Annotated in this window: 23 protein-coding genes; 13 read left to right on the top strand and 10 right to left on the bottom strand. The window is 72.8% G+C overall.

Features of this window, described 5'->3' with window-relative positions; genetic code table 11:
* The first annotated feature begins 93 nt into the window (after nt 1-93).
* The 4 genes from RM788_RS48865 (at nt 94) to RM788_RS48880 (ending at nt 3,128) form a co-directional block, all read left to right on the top strand.
* Nucleotides 94-543, top strand: coding sequence for a hypothetical protein (locus RM788_RS48865; RefSeq protein ID WP_315928228.1), 450 nt, complete (start codon nt 94-96; stop codon nt 541-543).
* Nucleotides 540-1,187 (top strand): response regulator, encoded by a 648-nt coding sequence (locus RM788_RS48870; RefSeq protein ID WP_315928230.1) that lies wholly within the window; start codon nt 540-542, stop codon nt 1,185-1,187. Before RM788_RS48865 ends, RM788_RS48870 begins: the two co-directional genes overlap by 4 nt.
* A gap of 124 nt (nt 1,188-1,311) precedes the next feature.
* A complete protein-coding gene (locus RM788_RS48875) occupies nt 1,312-2,478 on the top strand; it encodes a sensor histidine kinase (RefSeq protein ID WP_315928232.1) in 1,167 nt (388 codons plus the stop codon).
* Nucleotides 2,478-3,128, top strand: a complete 651-nt coding sequence (locus tag RM788_RS48880; RefSeq protein WP_315928234.1) for a response regulator — start codon at nt 2,478-2,480, stop codon at nt 3,126-3,128. Before RM788_RS48875 ends, RM788_RS48880 begins: the two co-directional genes overlap by 1 nt.
* Nucleotides 3,129-3,131: 3 nt before the next feature.
* Here RM788_RS48880 and RM788_RS48885 read toward each other — a convergent pair whose 3' ends face one another.
* The 3 genes from RM788_RS48885 to RM788_RS48895 all read right to left on the bottom strand — a co-directional run bounded on the left by RM788_RS48885 (nt 3,132) and on the right by RM788_RS48895 (nt 6,629).
* Nucleotides 3,132-4,025 (bottom strand): RNA polymerase sigma-70 factor, encoded by an 894-nt coding sequence (locus tag RM788_RS48885; protein ID WP_315928236.1) that lies wholly within the window; start codon nt 4,023-4,025, stop codon nt 3,132-3,134.
* The gene (locus RM788_RS48890) at nt 4,022-5,167 is read right to left on the bottom strand and encodes an NAD(P)/FAD-dependent oxidoreductase (RefSeq protein WP_315928238.1); all 1,146 of its coding nucleotides are present in this window, start codon (nt 5,165-5,167) and stop codon (nt 4,022-4,024) included. The genes RM788_RS48885 and RM788_RS48890 overlap by 4 nt, the downstream gene beginning before the upstream one ends.
* Nucleotides 5,168-5,246: 79 nt before the next feature.
* Nucleotides 5,247-6,629: a MocR-like pyridoxine biosynthesis transcription factor PdxR gene (locus tag RM788_RS48895; protein ID WP_315928240.1), complete on the bottom strand. Its 1,383-nt coding sequence runs from the start codon at nt 6,627-6,629 to the stop codon at nt 5,247-5,249.
* A 49-nt stretch (nt 6,630-6,678) separates the two neighbouring features.
* On the opposite strand from RM788_RS48895, the gene RM788_RS48900 reads away from it, so the two are divergent.
* Entirely contained in the window at nt 6,679-7,683 is a 1,005-nt protein-coding gene (locus RM788_RS48900) for an aldo/keto reductase (protein WP_315934928.1), read from the top strand.
* A 265-nt stretch (nt 7,684-7,948) separates the two neighbouring features.
* Here the strand turns inward: RM788_RS48900 and RM788_RS48905 are convergent, their stop codons facing one another.
* Nucleotides 7,949-8,374: a hypothetical protein gene (locus RM788_RS48905; protein ID WP_315928242.1), complete on the bottom strand. Its 426-nt coding sequence runs from the start codon at nt 8,372-8,374 to the stop codon at nt 7,949-7,951.
* Nucleotides 8,375-8,491: 117 nt separating this feature from the next.
* On the opposite strand from RM788_RS48905, the gene RM788_RS48910 reads away from it, so the two are divergent.
* Complete coding sequence (locus RM788_RS48910) at nt 8,492-9,286, top strand: helix-turn-helix domain-containing protein (protein ID WP_315928244.1); 795 nt, start codon at nt 8,492-8,494, stop codon at nt 9,284-9,286.
* Here the strand turns inward: RM788_RS48910 and RM788_RS48915 are convergent.
* From RM788_RS48915 to RM788_RS48930, 4 genes are all read right to left on the bottom strand, one after another.
* Nucleotides 9,283-10,917, bottom strand: a complete 1,635-nt coding sequence (locus tag RM788_RS48915; RefSeq protein ID WP_315928246.1) for an L-lactate permease — start codon at nt 10,915-10,917, stop codon at nt 9,283-9,285. The genes RM788_RS48910 and RM788_RS48915 overlap by 4 nt on opposite strands.
* A 176-nt stretch (nt 10,918-11,093) precedes the next feature.
* Nucleotides 11,094-11,309 (bottom strand): hypothetical protein, encoded by a 216-nt coding sequence (locus RM788_RS48920; RefSeq protein ID WP_315928248.1) that lies wholly within the window; start codon nt 11,307-11,309, stop codon nt 11,094-11,096.
* A 250-nt stretch (nt 11,310-11,559) separates the two neighbouring features.
* Nucleotides 11,560-12,555 carry a glycosyltransferase gene (locus tag RM788_RS48925; protein WP_315928250.1) on the bottom strand — a complete coding sequence of 332 codons (996 nt, stop codon included), beginning with the start codon at nt 12,553-12,555 and terminating at the stop codon, nt 11,560-11,562.
* A 41-nt stretch (nt 12,556-12,596) separates the two neighbouring features.
* Nucleotides 12,597-14,045: an amidohydrolase family protein gene (locus RM788_RS48930; RefSeq protein WP_315928252.1), complete on the bottom strand. Its 1,449-nt coding sequence runs from the start codon at nt 14,043-14,045 to the stop codon at nt 12,597-12,599.
* 196 nt (nt 14,046-14,241) lie between these two features.
* On the opposite strand from RM788_RS48930, the gene RM788_RS48935 reads away from it, so the two are divergent.
* The 6 genes from RM788_RS48935 (at nt 14,242) to RM788_RS48960 (ending at nt 19,288) form a co-directional block, all read left to right on the top strand.
* Nucleotides 14,242-15,048, top strand: a complete 807-nt coding sequence (locus RM788_RS48935; protein WP_315928254.1) for an IclR family transcriptional regulator domain-containing protein — start codon at nt 14,242-14,244, stop codon at nt 15,046-15,048.
* A gap of 81 nt (nt 15,049-15,129) precedes the next feature.
* Nucleotides 15,130-16,305, top strand: a complete 1,176-nt coding sequence (locus RM788_RS48940; protein WP_315928256.1) for a CaiB/BaiF CoA transferase family protein — start codon at nt 15,130-15,132, stop codon at nt 16,303-16,305.
* Nucleotides 16,302-17,120, top strand: coding sequence for a citryl-CoA lyase (locus RM788_RS48945; protein WP_315928258.1), 819 nt, complete (start codon nt 16,302-16,304; stop codon nt 17,118-17,120). The genes RM788_RS48940 and RM788_RS48945 overlap by 4 nt, the downstream gene beginning before the upstream one ends.
* Nucleotides 17,113-17,976: a DODA-type extradiol aromatic ring-opening family dioxygenase gene (locus RM788_RS48950; protein ID WP_315928260.1), complete on the top strand. Its 864-nt coding sequence runs from the start codon at nt 17,113-17,115 to the stop codon at nt 17,974-17,976. The genes RM788_RS48945 and RM788_RS48950 overlap by 8 nt, the downstream gene beginning before the upstream one ends.
* Nucleotides 17,973-18,332 carry a hypothetical protein gene (locus RM788_RS48955; protein WP_315928262.1) on the top strand — a complete coding sequence of 120 codons (360 nt, stop codon included), beginning with the start codon at nt 17,973-17,975 and terminating at the stop codon, nt 18,330-18,332. The genes RM788_RS48950 and RM788_RS48955 overlap by 4 nt, the downstream gene beginning before the upstream one ends.
* Complete coding sequence (locus RM788_RS48960) at nt 18,329-19,288, top strand: zinc-binding dehydrogenase (RefSeq protein ID WP_315928264.1); 960 nt, start codon at nt 18,329-18,331, stop codon at nt 19,286-19,288. Before RM788_RS48955 ends, RM788_RS48960 begins: the two co-directional genes overlap by 4 nt.
* 610 nt (nt 19,289-19,898) lie before the next feature.
* On the opposite strand, the gene RM788_RS48965 is transcribed toward RM788_RS48960, so the two are convergent.
* The gene (locus RM788_RS48965) at nt 19,899-20,468 is read right to left on the bottom strand and encodes a LysM peptidoglycan-binding domain-containing protein (RefSeq protein WP_315928266.1); all 570 of its coding nucleotides are present in this window, start codon (nt 20,466-20,468) and stop codon (nt 19,899-19,901) included.
* A gap of 165 nt (nt 20,469-20,633) precedes the next feature.
* Here RM788_RS48965 and RM788_RS48970 point away from each other — a divergent pair, with 165 nt between their 5' ends.
* The gene (locus RM788_RS48970; protein ID WP_315928268.1) at nt 20,634-21,422 is read left to right on the top strand and encodes an NAD(P)-dependent oxidoreductase; all 789 of its coding nucleotides are present in this window, start codon (nt 20,634-20,636) and stop codon (nt 21,420-21,422) included.
* On the opposite strand, the gene RM788_RS48975 is transcribed toward RM788_RS48970, so the two are convergent.
* Nucleotides 21,388-21,822, bottom strand: coding sequence for a GtrA family protein (locus RM788_RS48975; RefSeq protein WP_315928270.1), 435 nt, complete (start codon nt 21,820-21,822; stop codon nt 21,388-21,390). The two genes, RM788_RS48970 and RM788_RS48975, sit on opposite strands and share 35 nt — an antisense overlap.
* Nucleotides 21,823-21,876 lie beyond the last annotated feature (54 nt).

Below are 21,876 nucleotides of genomic sequence, written 5' to 3' on the forward strand. Positions count from 1 at the left end.
CCCTGGTGCCCGCGCACTAGGGGATCAGCCGAAAGAACTAGGTGGAACGTCCTTGCCCTGCAACGCGTCCCGGAAGGCCATAGCTTCCCGATCATGGTTACCACCAAGAACGGCCTCACCCCTCCGTCCACGATCATCACGGCGTTCTTCGGCTTCCTCGCCTCCACCGCCGTGAGCCTGGTCGCCATCGTCGTGCTGGCCGGATCGCGCGGGCAGCTCGTCGACACGCTGCGCCAGACAAACCCGACCATGACCGACGACCAGCTCCAGAGCTCCGCCACGCTGGGACTCGCCTTCGCCATCGGCGTCGCGGCGGTGATCGCGCTGGTGCACCTGTGGCTGGCGTTCAAGCTCAAGGCGGGCCGCAACTGGGCCCGCGTCGTGCTGACCGTGATCACGCTGCTCCAGCTCGCCTCCACCATCACCACGCAGGGCAACACGGTGGTCGGCTACGCCAGTTGCGCGATCGCTGTCGTGGCCGTGGTCCTGAGCTACCTCCCCGCGTCCAACGCCTACATCGCGGACGTCAAGCGCTCGGCGTGATCCGCGTGCTCGTGGCGGACGGCCAAACGCTGGTGCGCACCGGTCTCCGGCTCATCCTCGACGCCGACCCCGGCATCCTGGTCGTCGGGGAGGCGGCCGACGGCGACTCGGCGGTGCGGCTGGCCCGGCGGCTGCGCCCGGACGTGGCGGTCGTGGAGGCGCGGCTGCCGGGAATCGACGGCATCCGGGCCACCGAACTCCTGGCGGGCAAGGGCGTGCGGGATCCGCTGCGGGTGCTCGTGGTGGCGGTTCGCGGCACCGAGGACGACGTCCGGTCGGCGCTGGCCGCGGGCGCGTCCGGGTTCCTGCTCAAGGACTCCGGGCCGCGGCTGCTCGTCGAAGCGGTGCACGCCGCCGCGCGCGGCGAGGCGGTGGTGTCCCCGCCGATCGCGGCGAACCTGTTGCGGCACTTCACCCGCACGTCCCGTCGGACCCCTCGTCGGGACGACGCCCCGTTGACCGCGCGGGAGTCCGACGTGGTGCTGGCGGTGGCCCGCGGTCGCTCGGACGTCGAGATCGCGGCCGAGCTGTCGATCTCGACGGCCACCGTCAAGAGCCACCTCGCGGGCGCCCGGAGCAAGCTGGACGCCCGCAACCGCACCGAGATCGCCATCTGGGCGTGGGAAGGGGGACTGGTCTCATGACCGGACGCCCGTGGAGGACCCGGCACCGTCCCCCGAGGACCGGTGCGCTCCAACGCCGGGGAGCGGGAGCGCCGCCGTCGGCCCGGTGGGCGGCGCGGCGCGCGGGGCCGGGATGATTGTGCCCATGACCGCAGCCGGACCACCGGCACGTCGCAGCGTGCTCGTCGCCGAGATCATCGCACTGGTGGTGGCGACGGCCGTGGACAGCGCGCTGGTGATCCGGCAGGGCGGCGCGCGGGGCGTGCTGGGGCCCGTGCTGACGACCGTCGTGCCCTACCTGGGGACCGCGGTGGCGGTGCTGGCCGTCCTGCGCCGCCGCTTCCCGGACCGCGTCGCGCTGCTCGGCTGGTCGGTGATCGGGTTCTCGCTGATCAGCACCTCGGCCGCCGGACTCGTCGGCGCGGGATCGGCCGCCCAGCCGGTGGCGACCGAGGTGCTGGGCGTCGCGCTGCTGGCGGGTGCGGGGTGCAGGCGTCTGCGGCCGGTGCCCGCGGCGGTGCTGGCGGTGGCCGCGGGCGCGGCGGTCGTCGCCGCACCCGTGGTGCGCTACGGCGTCGAGTCGCCCGTGGCGCTGGCCGCCGTGCCCGCGGCCCTGATGTGGGGCACCGCGCTGGCGTTCGGCCTGGTCCTGCGGGACGCCGACGCCCGGCACCTGGCCGCGCTGGAACGCGTGCGCGAGGGCGAACGACTGCAACTGGCCAGGGAACTGCACGACCTGGTGGCGCACCACGTCAGCGGCATCGTCGTCCTCGCGCAGGCCGCGCACGCGCTCGCGGAGAACCCGGCGGTGGCCGACCAGGACCCCGTCGAGGTGTACCGGGAGGTCGAGCGGGCGGGAGCGGCGGCGCTCACCTCCATGCGCAGGCTGGTCGGGATGCTGCGCAGCGACCCCCTGCCGCCGGCGGTGGGCGGCACGATCGGCGACGCCGTCCGCGACGCCGCCGACGGCCAGGCGGACGTGGACGTGCCGGACGAGCTGGACGCCGTGGCGGTGCCGCCGGACCTGTCCGGCACAGTGCACCGGATCGTCCTGGAGTCCATGACCAACGTCCGGCGGCACGCCCCGCACGCCTCGGTGGTCGAGGTCAGCGTGCACGTCGCCGACGGCGACCTCGTGCTGGAGATCCGCAACGACGGTGTGAGCGGTGACGGGTCGGGGGGCGGCTACGGTCTGGTGGGCATGGCGGAACGGGCCGCCGCGCTGGGCGGCGGTCTGCGCGCCGGACCGGAACCCGGTCGCCGCTGGCGCACCACCGCGTGGCTCCCGCTGCGCGCCGAGGAAGGGGCCTGATGCCGATCAGGGTGCTCATCGCCGACGACCAGACCCTGGTGCGCACCGGTTTCCGGCTCATCCTCAACGCCGACCCGGACATCGAGGTGATCAGCGAGGCCGCCGACGGGGAGTCCGCGGTGCGGCTGGCCCGGCGGTTCCGGCCCGACGTCACGCTGATGGACATCCGGATGCCGGGGCTCGACGGCATCCGCGCCACCGAACTGCTCGCGGGCCCGACCGTCGCCGATCCGCTGCGGGTCGTCGTGGTGACGACTTATGACGTGGACGAGAACGTCTACGCGGCCCTGCTCGCGGGCGCGTGCGGGTTCCTGCTCAAGGACGCGGGGCCCCGGCTGCTGGTGGAGGCCGTGCACGCGGCGGCCAAGGGCGAGTCGATGGTGTCGCCGTCGGTCACCGTGCGGCTGCTGGCGCACTTCACCAGCGACCCGACCAGGTCCCTCGTCCGGCCGGACGTGCCGTTGACGGCAAGGGAACTGGACGTCGTGCTGGCCGTCGCGAGAGGACGGACGAACGCGGAGGTCAGCGCGGAGCTGCGGATCTCCCTGTCCACGGTCAAAACCCACCTGGCGAGCGTCCAGGGCAAGCTGGAGGCGCGCAACCGCACCGAGATCGCCATCTGGGCGTGGCGGAACCGGCTGCTGACCTGAGGGTCAGCGGTCGAGCCCCACGGGGTGGACGGTCCCGGTGGTGACGGCGCGGAGCTTGTCCGGGTTGGCGACGTTGTGGACCGCGGCGATCCGGCCGTCGTCGTCGAGGTCGAGGGTCAGGGTGCCGATCACCCGGCCCGCGCCGGTGAACACGACGCCGGGGCTGCCGTTGAGCTCGACCACCGCGGCGGACATGTCCGCGATGGCGACGCCCTCGTACGGGCGGGTGGCGATGCCCGCGAACCAGGCGGCGACCCGGTCCGCGCCGACGACCGGGCGCATCGCCTGCCGCACCTTGCCCCCGCCGTCGGTCCACAGCGCCACGTCCGGTGCGAGCAGGTCCATCAGCGCGTTGATGTCGCCCCCGGTGGCGGCCGCGAAGAACCGCTCGGTGACGTCGCGCTGCCTGGCCCGGTCGGCGGGGAAGCGCGGGCGCCGGGAGCGCACGTGGCCGCGGGCGCGGTGGGCGGCCTGGCGCACGGTGTCCTCGGAGCGCGCGACGGCGTCGGCGATCTCGGCGTAGCCGAACCCGAACGCCTCCTTCAGCACGAACACCGCGCGCTCCAACGGGGTCAGCGCCTCCAGCACCACGAGCAGCGCCACCGACACCGACTCCGCCGTCTCCGGGTCGTCGGTGCCGGTGAGGATCGGCTCCGGCAGCCACGGACCGACGTAGACCTCCCGGCGGACGCTCGCGGACCGCAGCCGGTCCACGGCCACGTTCGACACGATCCGCACCAGGTACGCCTTGGGGTCGGCGACCGGGGAGCGGTCGGCCGACGACCACCTGAGCCAGGTGTCCTGCACCGCGTCCTCGGCGTCGACCGCGGAGCCGAGGATGCGGTAGGCGACCGAGAACAGCAGGTTCCGGTGGTCGGCGAAGACGTCGTCGGTCATCGGGTGCGCCTGCCGCCGCGCGGCCAGACCGAGCCCATGCGGGGGAAGGTCCTCAGCCGCCGGTAGGTCGGCCACGGTGACGCGCTCACGGTCTCCTTGTACCAGACGGCCGTCCGCCCGGTCAGCGCGAACCTCCGCGGGCGGCCGTCGGGCCGGGTGAACTGGACGACGGCGTCGTGGCGGCCCAGGCTCACCGGCGCGTGGTAGTAGCCGAACCGGAAAGCCCTGGGCGACTTGCCGTCCAGCTCGCGCACGATCGACACGGCGGCGTGCACGCCGGTCGGCATGCCGCTCTGGCAGGTGCCGTGCAGGACGCCGAACCCCTGCCGGACCGCCGCCGCGTCGCCGACGGCGTAGACGTCCGGGCGCGTCACCGACCGCAGCGCGGAGTCGGTGACGATCCGGCCGCGCCCGTCGACCTCCAGCCCGGCCGCCGTGGCCAGCGGTGCCACCCGCACCCCGCTGGTCCACAGCACCACGTCGGCGGGCACGCTGCCGTCCGCCAGCTCCACGGACTCCGGCAGCACCTTGACGACCTCGACCCCGCTGAGCACCCGCACGCCGAGGCGGTGCAGCACGGCGTCCACGTGCGCCTTGGCCTTCGGTCCCAACGCCGCCCCCGGTTCCTCCCGGCCGAGGAGCACGACGTCGGTCCCAGGGTGCCGCTCGGCGATCTCGGCCGCCGCCTCCACCCCGGTCAGCCCGCTGCCGCACACCGCGACCGTCCCGGCGCCCAGCCTGGCCGCCAGCAGTTCGGCGTCGTGCGCGCTGTCCAGCGTGTGCGCGTGGTCCTCGACGCCGGGCACGCCCGCCGGGTCGGCCACCGCGCCGAGCGCGTAGACCAGCACGTCGTACCCCAGCACCCGCTCGTCGTCCACGCGGACCGTGCGGGCCGCGGTGTCGATCCCGGTGACCCGGCCCCGCACGAACTCCACCCCGGTGCCCTCCAGCATGTCCGGGACCCGCAGCTCGGCGGTCGGCTGCCCGGTGGCGGTCTGGTGCAGCCGCAGCCGCTCGGTGAACCGCTCGGTCGCGTTGACGACCGCGATCCGCACGTCGTCGCGCCGCTTCGTGCGCGCCGCCAGGATCACCGCCGTCATCAGCCCGGCGTACCCGGCGCCCAGGATCACGATCCTCTTCATCGTCGGTGCCCTTCCTCGTCCTCCAGTGCCGATCACCAGACGAGGGACGGCCACCGGACGTGAAGTTCGGTGACCGGCGTCACAGGAGTGAGGCGAGCAGTGCGACGGCGGGCAGCACGGCGTTGTCGGCCAGGTTGCCGTAGCCCAGGACGAGGGCCGGTTCCTCCGGCGGGGTGCTCCGGTAGGCGGCGAGGTCCACCAGGCGCAGGCCCTCGGCCGCGGCCCGGCGGACCAGCGCGCCGGTGTCCACCGCGCCACCGAGGTGCAGCAGCAGGTGCAGACCCGCCGCCACGCCGGTGGTCCGGGAGTCCGGGAGGTGGGTGGCGAGCGCGGCGACCAGCGCGTCGCGCCGGGAGCGGTAGCGCAGCCGGACCGCGCGCAGGTGCCGGTCGTAGCCGCCCTGGTCGATGAACGCGGCGAGGGCGAGCTGGTCGACGACCGACGGCGTCGCGGCGGCCGGGTTGGCGGCCTGGTAGGACTCCGTCCACGCGGGCGGCAGCACGTGCCAGCCGATGCCCAGCGCCGGGCTCAGCGTCTTGCTCACCGACCCGAACAGCGCCACGTGCGCGGGCGCCATGCCCTGGACCGTGCCGACCGGGCGGCGGTCGTAGCGGAACTCGGCGTCGTAGTCGTCCTCCAGGACCAGCCCGTCCACGTCGCGCGCCCACGCGACCAGCGCCGCCCGCCGGGCCGGGGCGAGCACCGTGCCGGTCGGGAACTGGTGCGCGGGCGTCACGACCACCGCCCGCGTCCCGCCCAGCAGGTCCACCCGTACCCCGTCCTCGTCGACGGGCACCGGCACGACCGTCAACCCGGCCGCGGCCACCGCCTGCCGGGTGCGGCCCCAGCTCGGGTCCTCGACCGCGACGGCGGTGACGCCCCTGGCCGCCAGCGCCCGGCACACCCTCGTCACGCCCTCGGTCACGCCCGCGCAGATGGTGACGTCGCGCGGGGCCGCCGACGCGCCCCGGCAGCGGCGGAGGTACTCGGCCACGACCGCGCGCAGCCGCGGGTGTCCACCGAGGGGCGGGACGCCGAACTCGGTGTGCGGCATCGTGGTCAGGACGTCCCGCAGCGCGTCCGCCCACCGGCGGCGGGGGAACGCCCGCAGGTCCGGCACGCCGGGGGCGAGGTCGTAGCGCGGGACGGGCGCGGCGACCCGTGCCGCCGGTGGACGTCGTTCGTCCCGCCCCGGCGACCACGACACGCGGGTCGCCGCCCCCGTCCGCGCCTCCAGGTAGCCCTCGGCGACCAGCTGCCCGTACGCCTGCGTCACCAGCCAGCGGGAACACCCCAGGTCGGTGGCCAGCTTGCGGCTCGGCGGCAGCGCGGTGCCGACCGGCAGCACGCCGTCGCGGACCGCCGACCGCAGCGCCCCGGCCAGCCGCTCGTGCCGGGCGCCCGCCGGCCCGGACAGGTCCAGCAGCACGTCCCAGCTCAGATTGGTCTGCGATTCCGGCACGGAGGCGGACCGTAGCACCGGACCGATCGCGCTTACCGTGGTCTTCGTGATGAAGCGAACCGAACTCGGGCGCACCGGCACGACCGTCGGCCAGGTCGCGCTGGGATGCATGCTGATGGGCACCTCCACCGACGAGCCCACCTCCTACCGGATGCTCGACTCGTTCCTGGACGCCGGGGGCGACTTCCTCGACACCGCGAACTGCTACTCGTGGTGGCACGCGGGCAGCGGGGGCGGTGAGAGCGAGGAGCTGCTCGGCCGCTGGCTGGCCCGCGACGGCAACCGCGACCGCGTCTTCCTGGCCACGAAGGTCGGCGGCGTCGTGACCGACGTGCCCGCGGCGCTGGTCGACGGCAAGGCGGACTGGGGCATCGCGGCGAAGCTCTTCGAGGGCACGGGCGCGGACGTCGTGCGGCGGGGGATCGACGCGAGCCTGCGCAGGCTCGGGACCGACCACGTGGACCTGTACTACGTCCACGTCGACGACCTGTCCACGCCGCTGGAGGAGACGCTGGAGGCGCTGGACGGGATCGTGCGGGCGGGGAAGGTCCGGCAGATCGGGTGGAGCAACGTGCGGACGTGGCGGCTGGAGCGGATCAGGCAGCTGGCCGACCGGTACGGGTGGGTCGCGCCGGTGGCGGTGCAGCAGCAGCACTCCTACCTGCGTCCGGCGCCGGGCGTGGACCGCGCGGGGATCGCGGGGCCGGAGATGCTGGACTACCTGGGTCGGCACGACGACGTGTCGCTGGTGGCCTATTCGCCGATCCTGCAAGGGATCTACGACGATCCGCGGCGCCGGGCCGGGCACGGGATGTGGACGGCGTACGCGGGAGCGGACTCCGAGGCGCGGCTGGCGGCCGTCGGGAAGGTCGCGGGCGACCTCGGCGTGACCGGCAACCAGGTCGCGTTGGCGTGGGCGCTGCGCCAGGAGTCGCCGAGGGTGATCCCGATCGCCGGAACCCGGACGTGGGAGCAGTTCGAGGCGTTCCTGCCCGCGCTCGACGTGGAGCTGGGCGCGGAGCACCTGGCGCTGCTGGCCGAGGCGGGGGCCTGACCGGTACCCGAGGGGGAGGGGGAACCGGGTACTCGGCTGTGCCAGAGGCGATGCGGCTGTTCGGGTTCGGAAGGTTCTCCCGATCTTCCACCTCCTGTTCGGGCCCGATCCGGTGGCGGTGCTGGTGGTCAGCCCGTCGAGGGTGAAGACGCACGTGGGCAACCTGCCGGCGAGGCTCGGCGGTCGTGTTCGCCTGCGAACGCGGGTCGTCCGGCCCGGCGGGTGACGGGGATCCGTTCCCCGCACCGCCGGCCGGACGTCGAGGTCAGGCCGTGCTCTCGATGAACTGGTAGTCGGCGCGGATGCGGCCGTCCGGGTCGAGGAGGAGGACCTCCAGGCCCGCGCCCGCGCGCTCGCCCTCGGGCGACACCATCTCCCAGCGGAACTTGACGACGTCCCGGATCCGGTCGGCGTCGTGCCGCGACCGGAAGGCGAACGTGCCGGGCGCGATGAACTCCTCGTGGGCGCGGGTCACCCGGAACTCCAGCTCGGTGTGCCCGCGGGCCTCGAAGGCGGCGGAGGGGAAGCCGAGGCCGGTGGCCGTCTCGCGGATGTCCTGCGGTGGCAGCAGGACGTGCACGGCGTGCTCGGTCCAGAGGCCGTGGACGGCGGCGCGGCGCAGTGCGGCGTCCGGTTCGTTCCAGACGGCGACGTACCGGTCGGTCAGCGCCTTGGGGTCGATGTCGGTCACGACGTGTCCTTCGTTCGGTGTGGTGGGAGTCCGACCAGGACTGTGCCGCCCGGACGCGGGCCCGACAATTCCCCGCGGGGAATGGCCGAACCGCCCGCGCACCGGTAGACAGGGCGGATGATCACCGGATCCGAGACCGGCGGGTTCGCCGTCGCACTGCGCTCGTGGCGCGCCCGAAGACGGGTGAGCCAGTTGGAACTCGCCGTCCGCGCGGGCACGACGCAGCGGCACGTCAGCTTCATCGAGAGCGGTCGCTCGACGCCGGGCCGCGCCATGGTCATCCGGCTGGCCGAGTCGCTGGAGGTGCCCGTGCGGGAGCGCAACGTGCTGCTGCTCGCGGCCGGGTTCGCTCCGGCCTACCCGCGGACCCCGTTCGACGACCCGGCACTGGAACCCGTGCGCACGGCGGTGGAACGGATCCTGGCGGGTCACCTGCCGTACCCGGCGGTGGTCGTCGACCGGTGCGGCGACCTGGTGTCGGCCAACGCGGGTTTCCGCGTGCTGACCGAAGGGGTGGCGCCGTCGCTGCTCGTGCCGCCGGTGAGCGTCCCGCGGGTGTTGCTGCACCCGGACGGTCTCGCGCCCCGGATCGCGAACCTCGACGAGTGGGCCTGGCACGTGCTCGACCGCCTGCACGCGGAGGTCGAGCGGAACCCGCACGACCGGCTGCGGAGCCTGGTCGCGGAACTCGCCGGGCTGGTGCCGGACCGGCCGAAGCGGGCGGGCGCCGACTACCTCGGCTTCGCCGTCCCGCTGCGGCTGCGCACCGACCGGGGCGAACTGCGGCTCATCACGACGCTGACCCACTTCGGCACCGCGGTCGACGTGACGGTCGCCGAGTTGCGGCTGGAGGCCTTCCTACCCGCCGACGAGGCCACCGCCGCGATCCTCGGCGACCTCGTCGGACGCTAGGGGACCATCCAGGACAGCACCGGTGTGGACTGGAGGAGCACCAGCACGCACATCAGGGCGAGGAAGACGACGCTCCACAGCAGCACCTTGCGGAACAGGTCGCCTTCCTTGCCGGACATGCCGACCGCGGCCGCCGCGATGGCGAGGTTCTGCGGGCTGACCATCTTGCCCAGCACACCGCCGGACGAGTTCGCCGCGGCCATCAGCACCGGGTCCAGGCCCGCCTGCTGGGCGGCCGCCACCTGGAGCGCGCCGAACAGCGAGTTGGACGACGTGTCGGACCCTGTCACCGCCACGCCGATCCAGCCCAGGATCGGGGACAGCACGGCGAAGAACGCGCCCGCGCCCGCCATCCACGTGCCCAGCGTCGCGGTCTGGCCGCTGGCGTTCATGACGTACGCGAGCGCGAGCACGGCCATCACCGTGAGGATCGCGGCCGCCAGCTGCCGGTAGGTCGCGAGGTAGGCCGCCCACGCCCGTCGGGCGCTGATCCCGATCAGCGGGATGGTGATCAGCCCCGCGATGATCAGCAGCGAGCCCGCCGCGCCCAGCCAGTCGAACTTGAACAGCGGCAGCGTGGACGGCTTGCCGCTCGCGGTCAGCAGGTGCAGGCCGGGCCAGGTGAACGTCTTGGTGACGCTGGTGAGCGCGCTCTTGAGCACCGGGATCTGCGCGAGGGCGAACACCGCGATGATCACGCCGTACGGCGCGTACGCCCGGAACACCTCGCGGGAGGAGTCCCGCTTGTCCTCGGCGGACTCCGGGGTGTCGGACGTGCCCGACCCACTGGCGGGGACCGCCTCGACGTAGGTGTGCGCGGGGTGCCAGACCCGCAGCAGCAGCAGCACGGTCGCCGCCGCGCTCACCAGTGCGGCCACGATGTCGGTGAGGGGAGCGCTGAAGTAGTTGGACGTGGCGAACTGCGCGAGCCCGAAGGTGATCCCGCAGACCGCGGTGGCGGGCAACGTCTGCCGCACGCCGCGCGTCCCGTCGATGATCAGCACCAGTGCCATCGGCACGAAGACGCCGAGCAGCGGGGTCTGCCTGCCCACCATCGCGGCCAGGTCGTCGATCGGCAGGTTCGTGACGGTCGCCAGCGTCGTGATCGGCGTGGCGAGCGCGCCGAACGCGACGGGCGCGGTGTTCGCCACGAGTGCCACGGTCGCGGCCTTCAACGGCCGGAAACCCAGTGCTATCAACATGACGCTGGTGATCGCGACCGGTGTGCCGAAGCCCGCGAGCGCCTCCAGCAGCGCGCCGAAGCAGAACGCGATGATGACGCCCTGGATCCGCTGGTCGTCGCTGACGCGCGCGAACGACCGCCGCAGCACGTCGAAGTGCCCGGTCTCGACGGTCATGTTGTAGACCCAGATCGCGTTGATGACGATCCAGAGGATCGGGAAGAAGCCGAACGCGGCCCCCTCCGACGCCGCCAGCAGCGCCTGGCCGACCGGCATCGGGTAGACGAGCACCGCGACCAGGACGGCGATGAGCAGGGAGAGCAGGGCGGCGAGCCACGCCCTCATCCGGACCACGCCGAGCAGCACGAACAGCGCGGCGAGGGGCAGGGCGGCGAACAGGGCGGTCAGGCCTAGCGAACCCGAGACGGCGTCGAGGACAGGCTGGTACACGTGCTCCTCCTCGCTGAGGAACTACGGGGAACCGCTTTCCCGAGACGCTAGGGGTGCGGCCGTCGGTGGTCAACAGAGCGCTATTTCCGGTGCACCGCTCGGACCGCTTCCCCTGGAACGAAGAACGGCTCCGTCCAGATCGGGACGGAGCCGTTCCTCGTGATCGGAGGGGAGTGCTACCGCCCGCGCAGCCGGGGCGCCATCAGGCCGGTGGTGGCCAGGCCGACCAGCGCGACGCCGAGCACGAGGGCGATCATCGGGAGGACGGCCACGTCGTGCGCCGAGACCATCTGGGTGGCGGTGCTGACGACGGCGACGATCCCGAGGGCCAGGCTGATCCAGCAGGCGCGGGCAGTGGTCGGGATGACGTGCCACCGGGTGTCGCTGCGCATGGGTGCCTCCAGAGGACGATGATCGATTGCGGACCTGGAGTAACCCGTCCACCCCATCGGCAAACCCGATGGCCGCCCCTCGGGTCCGGGTGTTGGCCAGGCGGACCGGTCGCCGCTGGTCGGCGACATGATTCCCTTGCGGTGCGGCGACTTCTCGCCACCCGGCACCGCGGACGAACGCCTTGCCCGCGCGGCGGTGTCCACCGAGGGTGGTGCCACCGTGGTCCGGTTTCGTTATGGGTGGGCGGGTTCAGCCGCGTTCGGCGTGTTCGGGCAGGTGGTGAGCGACCTCGTCCGGCGACGGCATCCGGCCGATCTCCTCGGCGATCGCGCGGGCCGCGGCGCGGTGGTCGGGATTCCCGTGCGGCAGCAGGGTCGCGACGTGGGCGGCGATGGACTCCGCGCCCACCTCGTCGGCGAGCAGGCGCAGACCGGCGCCCGCCGAGACGAGGGCGTCGGCGTTCGCGAACTGGTCCGCGCCCTGCGGCAGGAGCAGTTGCGGCGCGCCGACGGCGAGCGCGCCGAGCGTGGTGCCGCTGCCGCCGTGGTGCACGACCACGTCGACGTGCGGGAGCAGGTCCGCCTGCGGCACCCAGGACTCCACGGTGACGTTGTCCGGCACCGCGCCGATCTCCTCCGGCCGCACCCGGCCCAGGGCGACGAGGACGTGCGCGTCCAGCTCAGCCAGGCCCGCGATGGCCGTGGTGAGGAGGTCCGCCGTGCCGAAGGCGGTGCCGAGCGTGAGGTAGACCAGCGGCCGGGCGGCGGGCGGGCTCCAGACGGCGGGCGGCGAGTACGGGACGGGCCGGAGCGCGATGCGGGGCTCGGTGAAGTCCTTGTCCTGCAAGGACGGCGGGCAGATGTCGAAGTGCGCCTTGCCGGGCGCCCCGGCGTTCCCGGTCGGGAGTTCCAAGCCGATGCCCGCGGGGAACAGCCTGCCGAAACCGTGCCAGATGCCGGGGATCCCGGCCTGGTGCGCGGCCGCGGCGGCACCCGGCACGCCCCACTCGTGCACGACCAGGTCGGGCTTCAGCCTGGCCAGCTCGGGCGCCAGGTCCTCGGCGTAGATCTCGTAGAAGGAGTCCGCGGGGCGGAAGGGGTTCAGGCCGTGCGTCTCCAGCGGTCCGTGCACGGCGTCCCCAGCGGCGAAGTGCACCTCGTGACCCGCGTCCTTCACGGCCAGGGCGAGCGGGATCAACGGGTAGGTGTGGCCGACGGAGGCGAGGCTTGTGAACAGGACGCGCATGGCGTCGATCGTAGGTCCGTCGGGGCTGGTCCCAGGACCGCTCAGCCGCTGTGAGTGCTCCCGCTGCGGTAGTCGGTGTAGGTGTACGGGTTGTCCAGGACCTCGCTGGTCGGGATGTCCGGGTTCATGCCCTTCGCCCACGCCTCCTCGCCGAGCTGCGACCGGAGGTGCTCGACGGTGTCCTCCACCGTCGAGCGGACGGCCGCGAGGTCGATGCCGACCAGCTTGCCGTCGGCCTTCACGACGCGGCCGTTGACCAGCACCGTGTGGACGTCGGCGCGCTGGGCCTGGAAGGCGATGTGGCCGTGGGGGTTGAGGAGCGGGAACGACACGGGGGAGTGGTCGTTCTTGATGAGCACGAGGTCGGCCTTCTTGCCGACCTCGACGCTGCCGAGCTGCGACTCGCGGCCCAGCGCGCGGGCGCCGCCGAGGGTCGCCCATTCGACGACCTGCTGGGCGCGCAGGGACGAGTGGGTCACGGTCTCGCCCTTCGCCTGCGCCTCCAGGTGTTCGCGGGACCGGTCGGCGCCGAGGGTGGAGCGCATGGCGGAGAACAGGTCACCGCTCCACCACACCGAGGTGTCCATGGACAGCGAGACGGGGATGCCGTGCGCGCGCAGGTTCCAGGTGGGCGGGTAGCCCTGGCCCGCGCTCTGCTCGCTCTCGGTCGACACCGAGACGGACCCGCCCGTCGCGGCGATGCGGTGGTAGGAGTCGGCCGACAGCGACGCGCCGTGGACGTAGACGGTCTCCGGGGTCATGAAGCCGTGGTCGTGCATGAGCCGGATGCTGTCGTCGCCGGTGGCGCCCCAGACGCCCGCGTGGGTGGTGACCGGCACGCCCAGCTCGCGGGCGACCTCGAAGGCGGGCTTCTCGGGGAACGCGGGGTCGCCGGTGACGTCGAAGGCGAGCTGGAAGCCGAGCAGGTCGTTCCCGGACATGCGGCGGCTCGCGAAGTCGCGGAACTGCGGCGTGCCGGTCCAGTTCGCGGGCGCGTCCTGGATGTTGCCGTAGGCCAGCACGAACCGGCCGGGCACGGCCTGGAGCGCGTCCACGGCCGCGTCGGCGTGCTGCGTGGTCTGGAGGCCGTGCGACCAGTCGACGGTGGTCGTGACGCCCGCGTCGAGCGCCTCGACCGCGCCGAGCAGGTTGCCCGCGTAGACGTCCTCGGGGCGGAAGACCTTGCCCCACTCCAGGTAGTACCAGACGAAGTACTGGGTCAGCGTCCAGTCGGCGCCGTAGCCGCGCATCGCGGTCTGCCAGAGGTGCCGGTGGGTGTCGATCATGCCCGGCATCACGATGCCGCCGGACGCGTCGATCTCGACCGTCCCCTCCGGCACGGACAGCGCCGGGCCGACGGCGGCGATCCCGTCGCCCACGACGAGCACGTCGTGGTCGGAGAGCACTTCGTGCGCGGCGTTCACGGTGAGCACCGTGCCGCCCCGGAACACGACCGGGCGGGTCGGCACCTCGTCGGATGGCTGCGGCATCGTCGTCGCTCCCTCACTGTCCGGACAAGTGTCCGACCGACGGTCAACGGGTTGTGCCGGTCACTCTGAACCTCTGTCCGACCAGTGTCAATGACGTCGTGCGACTCGGTCGCGAACGGCTCTGGGTTCGCCTCGTCCGCCTCGCGGACACCGGGGGTTACGCTGACCCGGACCGGCTGGCGAGGGGAGGCGCGTGGTGCCACGTGAGGGAACGGGTCCGGACTTCATCGAGGCGCTCGCGCGCGGGCTGGAGGTCATCGCGGTCTTCCGGCCCGGCCACCCGGCGATGACGCTCGCCGAGGTCGCCACCGCCGCGGGCCTGGCCCGCCCCACCGCGCGCCGGATCCTGCTGACGCTGGAGGAGCTGGGCTACGTCCGCGCGGCCGACCGCGGCTACTCGCTGACCCCGCGGGTGCTGGAGCTGGGCGTGGCCTACGTGCGGTCCATGGGCCTGTGGGACGTGGCGCGGCCGCACCTGGAGAAGCTGGTCGAGCGGACGAACGAGTCGTGCTCGATCGCCCAGCTCGACGGCTCGGACATCGTCTACGTGGCCAGGGTCGCCGTGCCGAAGATCGTGTCGCTCGCCGTGCAGATCGGTACCCGGTTCCCGGCGCTGCCGACGTCGCTGGGGAAGGTGCAGCTGGCCGCGCTGCCCGCGGACGAGCTGGAACGGGTGCTCGCCGAGCCGACCCGCTCCGGCCTGGTCTCGCGGTGGCGGCCCGACCGCGCCGAGCGCGACGCCGCCCTGCGCGAGGTCCGCGCCCGCGGCTGGGCGCTGACCGACGAGCAGCTCACCCTCGGCATCCGCTCGATCGCCGCGCCGGTCCGCGACGGTTCCGGCCGGGTGGTCGCGGGCGTGAACGTGAACTGCCACGCCGCCGAGACCTCGGTGGAGTACCTGGTCGAACACCACCTGCCGCTGCTGCTCCAGGCGGCTGGGGAGATCAGCGCGGACTTCGCGCGGCTGGAGACCGTCCCGCACGTGACGGCGTCCTCGGCCTGAGCCGAGCCTTGACGCACCGGGGAGCCGGTGCGCACAATCCGTCTAGCGGACGTGTGTCCGCAGGACGGCGGGGATGGCTGCATGGTTGAGACTGGAGTGCCGGGAAAACCGGCGGGACCGCTGGCGGGCGTCCTGGTGGCCGACTTCTCCAGGATCCTCGCCGGGCCCTACGCCACGATGCTCCTGGCCGACATGGGCGCCTCGGTGGTCAAGGTCGAGGGCCCGAAGGGCGACGACACCCGGACGTGGACGCCACCGGTCCGCGACGGCGTGTCCACCTACTACCTGGGGATCAACCGCGGCAAGCGGTCCATCGCGCTCGACCTCCGCGACGAGGCCGACGTGCAGGTCGCCCGCGAACTGGCCCGGCGCGCGGACGTCGTGATCGAGAACCTCAAGCCGGGCGGCATGGCGAAGTACGGGCTGGACTTCGAGTCGGTGCGCGAGACCAACCCCGGTGTCGTCTACGCGTCCATCAGCGGGTTCGGCTCCGGCGCGGGCAAGGACGTGCCGGGCTACGACCTGATGGTGCAGGCGATGTCCGGGCTGATGAGCCTCACCGGCGACCCCGACGGCCCGCCGTTCCGGGCCGGGATCTCGGTGTTCGACGTGATGGCGGGCAACCACGCCACGATCGGCGTGCTCGCCGCGCTGCGGCACCGCGACGCCACCGGGCAGGGGCAGCACGTGGAGGTCAACCTGCTCTCGTCGGCGCTGACCGGGCTGGTCAACCACAGCTCCGCCTACGTGGCGGCGGGCGTGGTCCCGTTCCGGATGGGCAACGCGCACCCGAGCGTGTTCCCGTACGAGGCGCTGCCGACCGCGGACAACGACCTGATCGTCACCGCCGCCAACGACAGCCAGTTCCGCAAGCTGTGCGGGGTGCTGGGCATCCCGGAGGTCGCCGACGACCCCCGCTTCGCCCGCAACGCCGACCGCACCGAACGCCGCGACGAGCTGCGCCCGGTCCTGGTCGACCGGCTCAGGACGAAGGGCGCGCTGGAGTGGTTCGACCTGCTCGTCGCGGCCGGGGTGCCGTGCGGGCCGATCAACACCATCGACGGCGGCTTCGCTATGGCCGAGCGGTTCGAGCTGGACCCGGTCGTCGTGGTGGGCGAGGGCGACCGCGCGGTCCCGACCACCCGGCACCCCATCCGCTTCTCCGAGACCCCGGCAGGCTACGAGCTGCCGCCACCGCTGCTCGACGAGCACGGCGAGGAGTTGCGGACGTGGCTGGCGAAGGGCGAGGACGCGTGACCTACCCGACGGCGCTGGGCGCCTCCAGCCTCAAGACGATCACCCTGCTCGGCCAGGACCTCGCCGAGGACGTGATGGGGAAGGTCGGTTTCGGCGAGCTGGCGTTCTGGCTGGCCACCCAGCGCAGGCCGTCCGCCGGTGAGACGCGGGTGTTCGAGGCCGTGCTGGCCGCCTTGGCCGACCACGGCTTCACACCCACCGCGATCGTGACCCGGCTGACCTACCTGTCCGCGCCGGACTCCGTGCAGGGCGCGCTCGCCGCGGGCCTGCTGGGCGGTGGATCGCGGTTCCTCGGCGTGACCGAGGACTGCGGCCGCTTCCTGCACGACGTGCTGTCCGGTGTGGACGGTGGGCTGCCCGCCGACGACGAGGGTTGGGACGCCCTCGCGCTGACCGCGGTGCGGGCCCAGCGCGAACGGGGGAAGTTCGTCCCCGGCCTCGGGCACCACGTGCACAAGGAAGGCGACCCGCGCACGCCCCGGCTGTTCGCGATCGCCGCCGAGGAGGGCCTGCGCGGTCCGCACCTGGAGCTGTTCGCGGCGATCGGCCGGGTCCACTCCCAGGTGCTCGGCAAGACGTTGCCGCTCAACGGCGCGGGCACCTGCGGCGCGGCGCTGGCCGATCTCGGGCTGCCGCTGGAACTGCTGCGCGCGTTCGCGCTGCTCGCCCGCACGGCCGGTCTCATCGGGCAGCTCGCCGAGGAGATCCGGCACCCCGTCGGCAACGACATCTTCCTGTCGGTCGACCTCGACAACGCTTCCGTCCCACCGGATCCCCAGTCACCCGAGTCGAGCACCGGAGGTCGGCATGGCTGAACTGGTCGCGGTCATCGCGTCCACGCACCACCCCTTCTACTACCGCGCCAGCACGTCGACGGGGGAGGAGCGGCCGCCGTTCGCCGACGAGTGGGTGCGCAAGGTGGAGGCGTTCCGCGAGACGCTGACGAAGGCGCGGCCGGACGTGCTGGTGATGGTGGGCTCGGACCACTTCCACCAGCTGTGGCTGGACAACATGCCGCAGTTCCTGGTGGGCAAGGCGCCGTTCTACGACGCGAACTGGGCCAACGAGGAACGGGAGTTCGGGCTGCCCCGGATGGTACTGCGCGGGCAGGAGGACCTGTCGGCGTACGTGCTGCGGGAGGGCCTGGACGCCGGGTTCGACCTGGCGTTTTCGAACGAGCTGCGGATCGACCACTCGATCACGTGCCCGATCATCACGCTGCGGCCCGAGGCGGACCTGCCGATCGTCCCCATCTACACCAACATCTTCGCGCCGCCGCTGCCGCAGCCCAAGCGGTTCGTGCAGCTGGGGCGGACGATCCGCGAGCTGATCGAGTCCTGGCCGTCGGACCAGCGGGTGGCCGTCATCGGCACGGGGCACCTGTCGCTGGAACTCGGTGGGCCGAGGCAGTTCGGGCCGCACGGGCCGGACCCGGAGTTCGACCGCAAGGCCGTCGAGTGGATCGCCGGTGGTGACGTCGAGAAGTGCCTGGCCGAGGTGAGCTTGGAAAGCCTGCACCTGCCCGGAAACGCCACGCACGGGTTCATGGACTTCATGCTGATGATGGGGGTGGCCGGGGAGGGGCAGAAGGCGGACTACGTCGACACCTACGACCTGTTCCACACGATGGAGGCCTACTTCACCTGGTACCCGCAAGGCGGTGCGCGATGAGCAAGTACCTGCTGGACAAGTTCCTCTACACCGTGGACCGCGACCAGGACCTGGTGGAGCGGTACCGCGAGGATCCCGTGGGGACGGTCGCGTGGTGGGAGTCGGAGTACGCGAACCGGATCCTGAACAGCGTGGACGACGAGCGGTCGACGTGGCTCGCCTTCGAGGAGGCCGAGCGGGAGGCGTTGCGCACGCATGACTACCCGGCGCTGTTCGCCATGGGCGCGCATCCGTTCCTGACGTTGACGTTGTTCATCGCGATGTTCGAGCGGGACCACGAGGGGTTGGGGTTCCAGCTCGAGTACGCGCGGAAGCTGTCGCACGTGGAGATGCCGTACCCGGACATCAGCACATGACCATGCGGGCGGCGGAGATCCGGCTGCCGGGGGTGCCGCCGGTGGTGGTGGAGCGGGAGGTGCCCCGCGCGGGGGTCGGGGAGGTCGTGGTCGAGGTGCTGGCCGCGCCGGTGACGCCGCTGGACCTGTTGTGCGCGGGTGGGAAGTCGTACCTCGGGGTGCCCCGGATGCCCTACGTGCCCGGTGTGCAGGGCGTGGGGGTGGTGGACGGGCGGGTGGTGTGGTTCCCGACTTCGGCCGGGATGGAGCCGGGGGACGGGAGCATGGCCGGGTTCGCGGTGGTGCGCCGGGCGGACCTGGTGGAATTGCCCGCCGGGGTCGCCCCGGTGATGGTCGCCGCTGCCGGGTTGTCCGCTGTCGCCGCTTACATGGCGATGGTGTGGCGTGGGGGGTTGGTGGCGGGGGAGCAGGTCGTGGTGCTCGGTGCGGGTGGGGTGGTGGGGCAGGCGGCTGTGCAGCTCGCGCGATCGGCCGGGGCGCGGTGGGTGGTGGGGGCGGCTCGGTCCGGGGAGGCGCGGGCGCGGGCGGCGGCGGCCGGGGCGGACGCGGTGGTGGCGTTGGACACCGATGATCACATGGAGTTGGTGGGGCGGTTCCTGGCTGCCTGTGACGGGGCGGCGGATTTGGTGCTGGATCCGTTGTTCGGGGTGCCGGCGGCTGCGGCTGCGCATACGTTGCGGGCGGGTGGGCGGATGGTGACCTTGGGGGCCAGTGCTGGGGCTACTTGTCCGTTGGACGCGGCTGTGTTGTACGGGCGGTCGTTGAGGTTGTCGGGGTATACGAACAAGGAGTTGACGGGGGTGCAGAGGGGGGACGCCGTGGGGGTGGTGGCTGGGGCTGTGGCGCGGGGGGAGTTGGTTGTGACGCATGAGGTTGTGGGGTTGGGGGATGTGGGGGAGGGGTGGGAGAGGCAGGCCGGGGGTAGGGCTGGGGGGAGGGTGGTTTTGGTGCCGTAAGGGGGTGGCTGTCGGTGGTGGCTGTCGGTGGGGTGGTGGGTCCTGGCGTAGCCCGGCCCCCGGTGCGCGATTGTCTCAATGCCATGCCCTGGTTTGTCAAGGCGGGAAATATGCCTTGACAAACCAGGGCATGGCAGGAGGGCGCTGTGTATCGGGGGCAGGGGGAGGTCTGGCTCCGCCAGCATCGGCTCCGCCGACTCGGGCACCTCGCTGCGCGTCGGCAGGGCATCAGGCTGCGCCTGATTCGGGCACCTCGCTGCGCGTCGGTAAGGCATCGGCTCCGCCGACTGGGGCACCTCGCTGCGCGTCGGTAGGGCATCAGGCTCCGCCGACTCGGGCACCTCGCTGCGCGTCGGCAAGGCGGGCGGGCGCTCCGCGCCGGGTGCGAGGGGGCGGCTGTGCCGACGGTGGGGTGTTGGGTTGTGTGCGACAGGGCATCAGGCTGTGCCTGGCAGGGCGGTGGGCGCTCCGCGCCGGGTGTGGGGGAGCGGCGGTGCCGACGGTGGGGTGTCTGGCTGTGTCCAACCGGTCCGGCGCTCCGCATCGGACCGGACCTGGGACCTGGCTGTGGAGTCTGTTGTGGCTCCACAGCCAGGCGGGTGGGGCTGGGTCAGGCGGGGATTACGAGGTCCTGGCCGACGCTGATGAGGTCGGGGTTGGAGATGCCGTTGGCGTCGGCGATGCGCTGGTACTGGTTGCCGTCGCCGTAGACCTTCTCGGCGATGGCCCAGAGGGTGTCGCCGGGGTCGACGGTCCAGTGCTGCTCGGCGGGAGCGGCGGGGGCGGGGGCGGCCTGTTCGACCGGGGCGGCTTCGGGGGCTGCCTGGGTGGGGGTGGGGCGGGGGTTGTCGGTGTTGGTGCCCGAGGCCCAGGTGCTGGAGCCGTTGCCGCTGTAGACGACGAGGTTGCGGTCGTTCTGCAGGACGAGGCGGGAGCCGGGGTTGCCGCCGGAGTCGCTGGCCCAGGCGACGTTGCCGGAGGCGGTGTAGAGGACGAAGTTGCCGTCGTCCTGGAGGGTGGCGCTGGTCGCGCCGGAACCGTTGGTGCCGGTCGCCCAGACGACGTCGCCGCCGTCCTTCAGCACCAGGTTGCCGTCGTCCTGCAGCGCGAGCACGTAGCCGTTCTCGGAGTCGAGCTGCTGACCGACGGCGAGGTTCTGCCCTGCCTGCAAGGTGTCCACGTGTTAAGCCTCTTCCGAGAGTAGATCAACAACGAATCGCGGTGACCTTACCGCCATTCGGAGCATCGCGCGCGTTGACACCAGGCCCGACCGGCCGCCTGCATCCGCCCTCGGTGGTCGGCGGATTGTTGACGATCTTGTCGGGTGGTGCCTAGATTTCGTCCGATGACGCGCGCGAAGCTCGTGACGGTGGCCGTGCTGGGGTTGGGCGAGGCGGGTGGTGCGATCGCCCGCGATCTGGTCGACGCCGGGGCGGTGGTCCGCGCCTACGACCCGGCGGTGTCCGCGCCCGCCAGGATGCTCGCGGCGGTGGACGAGGCCGACGCGGTGACCGGTGCGGATCTGGTGCTCAGCGTGAACAGCGCGCAGGCGTCCTCCGGTGCGCTGCTGGCAGGCGTCGCGGCGGTCGGCACCGGCCTCTGGGCGGATCTGAACACCGCGTCGCCGGGCACCAAGGCGCGGCTGGCCGAGGTCGCCGCCGAGCACGGCGTGCCCTTCGCCGACATCGCGATCATGGCACCGGTCCCCGGTCGGGGACTGCGCACGCCGATGTCCGCCAGCGGTGCCGCCGCAGTCGACGTGGCGCGGATCCTGACCGCGTTCGGCGCGTCGGTCGAGGTGCTCGACGGCCCCGCCGGGCTCGCGGCCCAGCGCAAACTCCTGCGCAGCGTCTTCTTCAAGGGCCTCGCCGCGGCCGTCGTCGAGGCGCTCGAAGCGGGTCGTGCGGCCGGCTGCGAGGAGTGGCTGCACGCCAACATCGTCGAGGAACTGACCCGAGCCGACGCGTCCACCGTCGACCGCCTCGTCAACGGCACCCACCGGCACGCCGTCCGCCGCGCCCACGAGATGGCCGCCGCCACCGAGATGCTCACCGACCTGGGCGTCGAGCCCGCGATCGCCGCCGCCAGCCACACCCTCCTCACCCGGCTGTCCGGAACACCCACCGGCCCATGAGCACGAACCGCACGACCCCCGCCACCGCGCTCGCGACCACCAGCACCACCACCTCGTCGACCGCGTTCCCGCCGGTGTCGACCAGGCTCACCGCACCGGTCGTCACGACCAACCCAAGCCCCGTCACGACCAGGCTCTTGAGGTGCCTCGCCAGGTCGATCGCCCCCTTGACCCCGAACGTCACCCGCCCGTTGGCCACCGTCCCGGTCACCGCCGTCACACCCGTGGCCAGCAGGCTCGCCGCGGTGGCGGGCAGCGCGATCCGGAAGGCGAGGTAGAGCAGCAGGAACAACCCGGTGTTCACCACACCCACCGCCGCGAACCGCACCAGTTCCCGCGGCCACCCGCCGAACCGCGCGACCAGCGACGTGAACCCCACTTCGTGCGTGATGGCGACCATGCGCGAACACTGCGCCCCGGTCCTCTTCGGACCCTGTGCCGTCCCTGTGAGCCC

It is taken from the genome of Umezawaea sp. Da 62-37 (assembly GCF_032460545.1).
In the GTDB taxonomy this organism is placed as follows: Bacteria; Actinomycetota; Actinomycetes; order Mycobacteriales; family Pseudonocardiaceae; genus Umezawaea.

Excerpts from the sequence above, each read along its gene's own strand:
- RM788_RS48910 (WP_315928244.1), top strand. The coding sequence starts at position 8,492 with ATGATCACCGGATCCGAGACCGGCGGGTTCGCCGTCGCACTGCGCTCG.
- RM788_RS48920 (WP_315928248.1), bottom strand. The coding sequence starts at position 11,309 with ATGCGCAGCGACACCCGGTGGCACGTCATCCCGACCACTGCCCGCGCC.
- RM788_RS48960 (WP_315928264.1), top strand. The coding sequence starts at position 18,329 with ATGACCATGCGGGCGGCGGAGATCCGGCTGCCGGGGGTGCCGCCGGTG.
- RM788_RS48975 (WP_315928270.1), bottom strand. The coding sequence starts at position 21,822 with ATGGTCGCCATCACGCACGAAGTGGGGTTCACGTCGCTGGTCGCGCGG.
- RM788_RS48900 (WP_315934928.1), top strand. The coding sequence starts at position 6,679 with ATGAAGCGAACCGAACTCGGGCGCACCGGCACGACCGTCGGCCAGGTC.
- RM788_RS48890 (WP_315928238.1), bottom strand. The coding sequence starts at position 5,167 with ATGAAGAGGATCGTGATCCTGGGCGCCGGGTACGCCGGGCTGATGACG.
- RM788_RS48950 (WP_315928260.1), top strand. The coding sequence starts at position 17,113 with ATGGCTGAACTGGTCGCGGTCATCGCGTCCACGCACCACCCCTTCTAC.
- RM788_RS48865 (WP_315928228.1), top strand. The coding sequence starts at position 94 with ATGGTTACCACCAAGAACGGCCTCACCCCTCCGTCCACGATCATCACG.
- RM788_RS48955 (WP_315928262.1), top strand. The coding sequence starts at position 17,973 with ATGAGCAAGTACCTGCTGGACAAGTTCCTCTACACCGTGGACCGCGAC.
- RM788_RS48940 (WP_315928256.1), top strand. The coding sequence starts at position 15,130 with ATGGTTGAGACTGGAGTGCCGGGAAAACCGGCGGGACCGCTGGCGGGC.
- RM788_RS48925 (WP_315928250.1), bottom strand. The coding sequence starts at position 12,555 with ATGCGCGTCCTGTTCACAAGCCTCGCCTCCGTCGGCCACACCTACCCG.
- RM788_RS48875 (WP_315928232.1), top strand. The coding sequence starts at position 1,312 with ATGACCGCAGCCGGACCACCGGCACGTCGCAGCGTGCTCGTCGCCGAG.
- RM788_RS48970 (WP_315928268.1), top strand. The coding sequence starts at position 20,634 with ATGACGCGCGCGAAGCTCGTGACGGTGGCCGTGCTGGGGTTGGGCGAG.
- RM788_RS48930 (WP_315928252.1), bottom strand. The coding sequence starts at position 14,045 with ATGCCGCAGCCATCCGACGAGGTGCCGACCCGCCCGGTCGTGTTCCGG.
- RM788_RS48880 (WP_315928234.1), top strand. The coding sequence starts at position 2,478 with ATGCCGATCAGGGTGCTCATCGCCGACGACCAGACCCTGGTGCGCACC.
- RM788_RS48885 (WP_315928236.1), bottom strand. The coding sequence starts at position 4,025 with ATGACCGACGACGTCTTCGCCGACCACCGGAACCTGCTGTTCTCGGTC.